The organism is Binatus sp. (SeqCode), from assembly GCF_036522015.1.
Classification (GTDB): Bacteria; Desulfobacterota; Binatia; order Binatales; family Binataceae; genus Binatus.
On sequence record NZ_DATDGQ010000251.1, the window covers coordinates 1 to 5,167 of the forward strand.

At 62.1% G+C, this 5,167-nt stretch carries 4 protein-coding genes; all 4 read left to right on the plus strand.

From position 1 onward, the window contains the following. Positions 1 to 777, plus strand: a 777-nt coding sequence (locus tag VIW95_RS10745) for a TRCF domain-containing protein (RefSeq protein ID WP_331586258.1), incomplete at its 5' end; no start/stop codon positions are given. Further along, positions 777 to 2,123 carry a peptidylprolyl isomerase gene (locus VIW95_RS10750; protein ID WP_331586260.1) on the plus strand — a complete coding sequence of 449 codons (1,347 nt, stop codon included), beginning with the start codon at positions 777 to 779 and terminating at the stop codon, positions 2,121 to 2,123. The genes VIW95_RS10745 and VIW95_RS10750, both read left to right, overlap by 1 nt. Before the next feature lie 24 nt (positions 2,124 to 2,147). Then, entirely contained in the window at positions 2,148 to 3,173 is a 1,026-nt protein-coding gene (gene pdxA / locus VIW95_RS10755; protein WP_331586262.1) for a 4-hydroxythreonine-4-phosphate dehydrogenase PdxA, read from the plus strand. A gap of 5 nt (positions 3,174 to 3,178) precedes the next feature. Continuing rightward, positions 3,179 to 5,167 (plus strand): excinuclease ABC subunit UvrA (gene uvrA / locus VIW95_RS10760; RefSeq protein ID WP_331586264.1); only part of this gene is annotated, 1,989 nt, incomplete at its 3' end.

Sequence of the window (5,167 nt, forward strand, 5' to 3'; positions counted from 1 at the left end):
GGTCGCGTCGGGCGCTCACGGCAAAAGGCGTACGCGTATCTGCTGATTCCCGGCGAGCACATCATCACGCGCGATGCCAAGCGGCGAATCGACGCGCTGCGCGAACTGGTCGAGTCCGAGAGCGGCGGCGGCTTCAAGCTAGCGATGGCCGATCTCGAACATCGCGGCGCCGGCAACCTGCTCGGTCACGAGCAGCACGGCGAGATCGCGGCGGTCGGATTCGAGCTTTATACCGAGATGATGGAAGAGGCGATCGCGGAGCTGCGCGGACAGCCGAATCGCCCGGACTTCGAGCCCGAGTTGCGAATCGCGGTGCCCGCGTACATCCCGGAGGCTTACGTCTCCGACGAAAACGAGCGGCTGGTGCTGTATCGGCGGCTCGCGCGGGCGAACAGCGAGGAGGATCTCGGCGAGATTCGCGACGAGATGCGCGATCGGTTCGGTCCGGTGCCGACCCTGATCGAAAATCTGATCGCGGCGATGAATGTTCGGCGCCAGATGAAGCAGTTGATGATCGTGAGCTCGATTCTCAAGGGTTCGCAGCTCGAAATCCGCTTTCATCCCGACGCGCCGGTGGATACGACGCGGCTCGCGAAGCTCGCCGATCAGAATCGCAGCACGATGCGGCTGACGCCATCGTTCCAGGTGATCGCTCGAATCGAGCCCGGGGATTACGAGCAATTGTTCGCGCAACTCGACGGTGTCTTGCAGGCTCTGGCGGGCTGTGAAAAGTTGGAAAACTGGCCCGCTGCGAAATCCGGGCAGGCCCTCAACTGATGCAAAACCGGAGATCGTTTCCGCTTGCCGCTGCGCGATGCCTGGTGATGGCAGCTTCGGCGGCGTCGATAGGTATTGCGCTCGCCAGCGCGTTCTCCGGCTGCTCGATAGACTTTTTCAAACCTGAGTCCTACGCCTTCATCAAGGAAGCTATGGCGGCCACCCCGGTGCCGGAAGAATCGCCCGCAATTGTCGGGACGCCCTCGTCCAGACCCACACCGTCGACGTTGGTGGCGTCATCTGTTCCGTCGGAACCGAAGCAACCGGCGCAACTTGTACCGCTGCCGCCGCCGCCTCCAGGCGCGGTAAACCCGTCACGCCAGCCCCGAATAGTGCCGGCGTCAGACGCTCCCGGCGGCTTCTCGCTCCCTGGCTTCGCATCGAAGAAGGAAGACCAGCCAGCGCCGCCGCCTGCCGCGGTACCTGCCGATGAAGACGAGGATGCCGAACCGAGCACGCCGGCGGTGGATCGCGTCGTCGCCAGCGTTGACGGCGATCCGATCACGATGCGCGAGGTAAAGGATTTCGCGTCGCAACATGGCCAGCCGATCGACAGCGACGATTTCGCTTCTTCCGAGACCGCCAAGACCGCGGTGAAAGCCTTGATCGGCGAGAAATTGCTCGAACAGGAAGTGAAGAAGTACGATGACAAGGTCGACGACGCGCAGGTCGACAGGTACATCGCGCAGTTGCGGATGGACAAGCACATGAGCGACGCGGAGTTCCGCGCACAACTACAGGCGAGCGGGATGAGCTACGATGAACTGCGCAAGCGCGCGCGGCTGGACCTTGAAAAAGCGATGATGATCGAACAGGAGGTCCGCGCGAAGATCAACGTGCCCGACGCCGACATCCAGGCCTTTTACGTCGCACACAAGGAAGACTTCACGATTACCAAGGAGCGTCTCCGGCTCGCACAGGTTCTGATCTCGCTGCCGGCCAACCCGACGCCCGCGCAAGTATCCGCCGCACAAAAGAAGGCCGAGATGGTTCGTGCCCGTGCGGTAAAGGGCGATGACTTTAGCGATCTCGCGCGCGTCTATTCGGACGACGATTCAAAGTCCAATGGCGGCGAGCTCGGATGGTTCGCGCCCGCCGACATCAACGACTCGATCCTGGCCGCGGTGAAGCCGCTCAAGCCCGGTGAAGTTTCGGCGCCCGTCCGTACCAGCCACGGTATTCACATCGTCAAGCTGGAAGAACACGAAGTGCCCGGTGTCGTGCCGCTCAGCGAAGTCAAAACCGAGATCCGCGCTCAGCTCATCGATCAGCAATCCAGTGTGCAGCTTGAGAAGTGGGTCGAATCCGATCTCGTGAAACAGCACTACGTCGAGACCATGTACTAGATGACGACTCCGGCGAAACGAAAGATGCCGCCGCTGTTGGCTGTCAGCATGGGCGATCCGGCGGGCGTCGGCCCGGAGGTGATCCTCAAGGCAGCGGCGACGCTCGCCAGCCGTCGCGGCTCGCCGTCGATTGCAGTGGTTGGCGACTTGTCCGCGATGCGCGCGGCTGCCGCTCGCCTGCGTGACGTGCCGGTGCCTTGCGAGTGGCACGCGGGTGAGCCGCCGATTCGCTTGACCAAAGGACTCGGCGTACTTTCGATATCTGATTTGTCGGCGCGCGCGATTCGCCCTGCCCATCCTACGGTCGAGGGCAGCGGCGCCGCCTATGATTATATTGTAACCGGCGCGCGGATGGCGATGAGCGGCGAGGTTGAGGCTCTCGTCACTGCGCCTATCAGCAAGGACTGGATGAATCGCGCGGGGCACCATTTTCCCGGACACTCGGAACTGCTGGCGCATCTTTCGCGAACCCGGCTCTGGCGCATGATGTTCGCGGGCGGCGAGCTGACGGTCGCGCTGGTGACTGCGCACATGGGATTTGCAAAAGTGGCGACTGCACTGACGCAGCGCAGCGTGCTCGACACGATTCGCCTGCTCTCGACGCACTTGCGCGGCGCGCTTGGCATTTCACGGCCGCGAATCGCGGTGCTGGGATTGAATCCTCATGCGGGTGAAAGCGGAATGTTCGGCGACGAGGAAATCCGCGTGATCGCGCCCGCGATTCGCCGCGCCAATCGCGAGGGCATCGACGCGTACGGTCCGCTGGCGCCCGACACCGCGTTTATCCGCAAGGCGGGTGCGTTCAACTTCGACGCCGCGGTTGCGATGTATCACGACCAGGGCCTGATTGCGCTCAAAACGCTGGAGTTCGATCGCGCTGTGAACGTCACGATTGGATTGCCGTTCGTGCGCACGTCGCCCGATCATGGCACCGCGTTTGACATTGCGGGCAAGGGGATTGCCAATCCGTCGAGCATGATTGCCGCGATCGAATATGCGTGGCGGGCCGCGGTGAGCCGCGACAAAATCGCGCGTCGGGCGGCGGCGTAGGAGCAATGGCCGATCGAATCGTCATCAAGGGCGCGCGCGAGCACAATCTCAAGAATATCGATCTCGAGATTCCGCGCGACCGCCTGGTCGTGATCACCGGACTTTCGGGCTCGGGCAAATCGTCGCTAGCCTTCGACACGATTTACGCCGAAGGCCAGCGCCGCTACGTCGAATCGCTGTCGGCGTACGCGCGCCAGTTCCTCGAGCAGATGGAAAAGCCCGACGTCGATTCGATCGAGGGCCTCTCGCCCGCAATCTCGATCGAGCAGAAGACGACCTCGCGCAATCCGCGCTCGACGGTCGGCACGATCACCGAAATCTACGACTATCTACGCCTGCTCTTCGCGCGAGTGGGGCACGCGTTCTGCTACAACTGCGGCCGCGAAATCACCCAACAGAGCGTGCAGCAGATCGTCGATCGAATCATCGGATGGCCCGAAGGCTCGAGGATTCACGTGCTCGCGCCGATCGTTCGCGATCGCAAGGGCGAGTATCGCAAGGAGCTGTCCGAGATGAAGCGCGCCGGTTTCGTGCGCGTGAAGATCGACGGCAAGCTCTACGAACTCGGCGAGGAGCCGGTGCTGAACAAGAATCAGCGCCACACGATCGAAGTGATGGTCGATCGGCTGGCGATCCGCAAGGGAATCGAGAAGCGCCTGTCGGACTCGCTCGAAGTCGCGTTCAAGTACGGTCAGGACCTGCTCAAGGTCGAGCGCCTGGACGGGCCGAAGAACGAGAGCGAAATTTATTTCAGCCAGCGCTTCGCGTGCGTCGATTGCGGGATCTCGTACCCGGAAATCGAGCCGCGGATGTTCTCCTTCAACAGTCCCCACGGCGCCTGCACCGAATGCTCGGGAATCGGCTCGATCATGTATTTCGATCCCGAGCTGATCGTGCAGAACGAGGACTTGAGCATCTCCGACGGCGCGATCGCACCGTGGGCGACGATGAACTACCTCCAGCCGGTGCTCGACGCTCTCGCGCGGCACTACAAGTTCAGCCTCGACCAGCCGTGGAAAGAAATTCCGCTCAAGGTGCGCAAGGCGATCATGAACGGCTCGGGCAATGAGGAGATCGAGTTCGCGTACCAGCGCGGGCATCATCGCGCCGAGTACTCGAAGACCTTCGAGGGTGTCGTGCAATGGCTCGATCGCCGTTACAAGGAGACCGAGTCCGAGGGGGTGCGCGAGTTCCTCGAGGCGTACATGAATATGCGGCCGTGTCCGACCTGCGCCGGCGCGCGGCTCAAGAAGGAAAGCCTGTTCGTGCGCTTCAACAACAAATCGATTTCGGAAGTGACTGCGATGTCGATCAAGCAGGCGCTCGCGTTCTTCGCCGCGCCGAAGCTGAGCGTACAGGAAGCGGAAATCGGCAAACTCATTTTGAAGGAAATTCGCGAGCGACTGAATTTCCTCGCCGACGTCGGCCTTGAATATCTGACACTCGATCGCCCGTCAGGCAGCCTCTCCGGCGGCGAGGGCCAGCGCATTCGTCTCGCCACGCAAATCGGATCGAGCCTGGTCGGCGTGCTCTACATCCTCGACGAGCCGTCGATCGGACTTCACCAGCGCGATAATCAGCGCTTGCTCGCGACGCTCAAGCGCCTCAAGGAACTCGGCAACACCGTGCTGGTGGTCGAGCACGATCGCGAGACAATGCTCGAGGCCGATCACCTGATCGACATGGGCCCCGGTGCCGGAATTCACGGCGGCTACATCGTCTCGCAAGGTACGCCCGACGAGGTGATGCGCGACGAGAACTCGCTCACCGGCAAGTATCTTTCGGGCGAAGTCGAGATCCCCGTTCCCTCGCGCCGCCGCAAGCTCTCGGGCCGCTGGCTGACCGTAAAGGGTGCGCATGAGAACAATCTGCGCGATCTCACGGTCGCGATTCCGCTCGGCGTCTTCACCTGCATCACCGGCGTTTCGGGTTCCGGCAAATCGACGCTGGTGCTCGACACAATGTATCGCGCGCTATCGCAAAAACTGAATCAT

Bases quoted from the DNA above. Each gene is read 5' to 3' on its own strand.
- VIW95_RS10750 (WP_331586260.1), top strand. From the start codon at position 777: ATGCAAAACCGGAGATCGTTTCCGCTTGCCGCTGCGCGATGCCTGGTG.
- pdxA (WP_331586262.1), top strand. From the start codon at position 2,148: ATGCCGCCGCTGTTGGCTGTCAGCATGGGCGATCCGGCGGGCGTCGGC.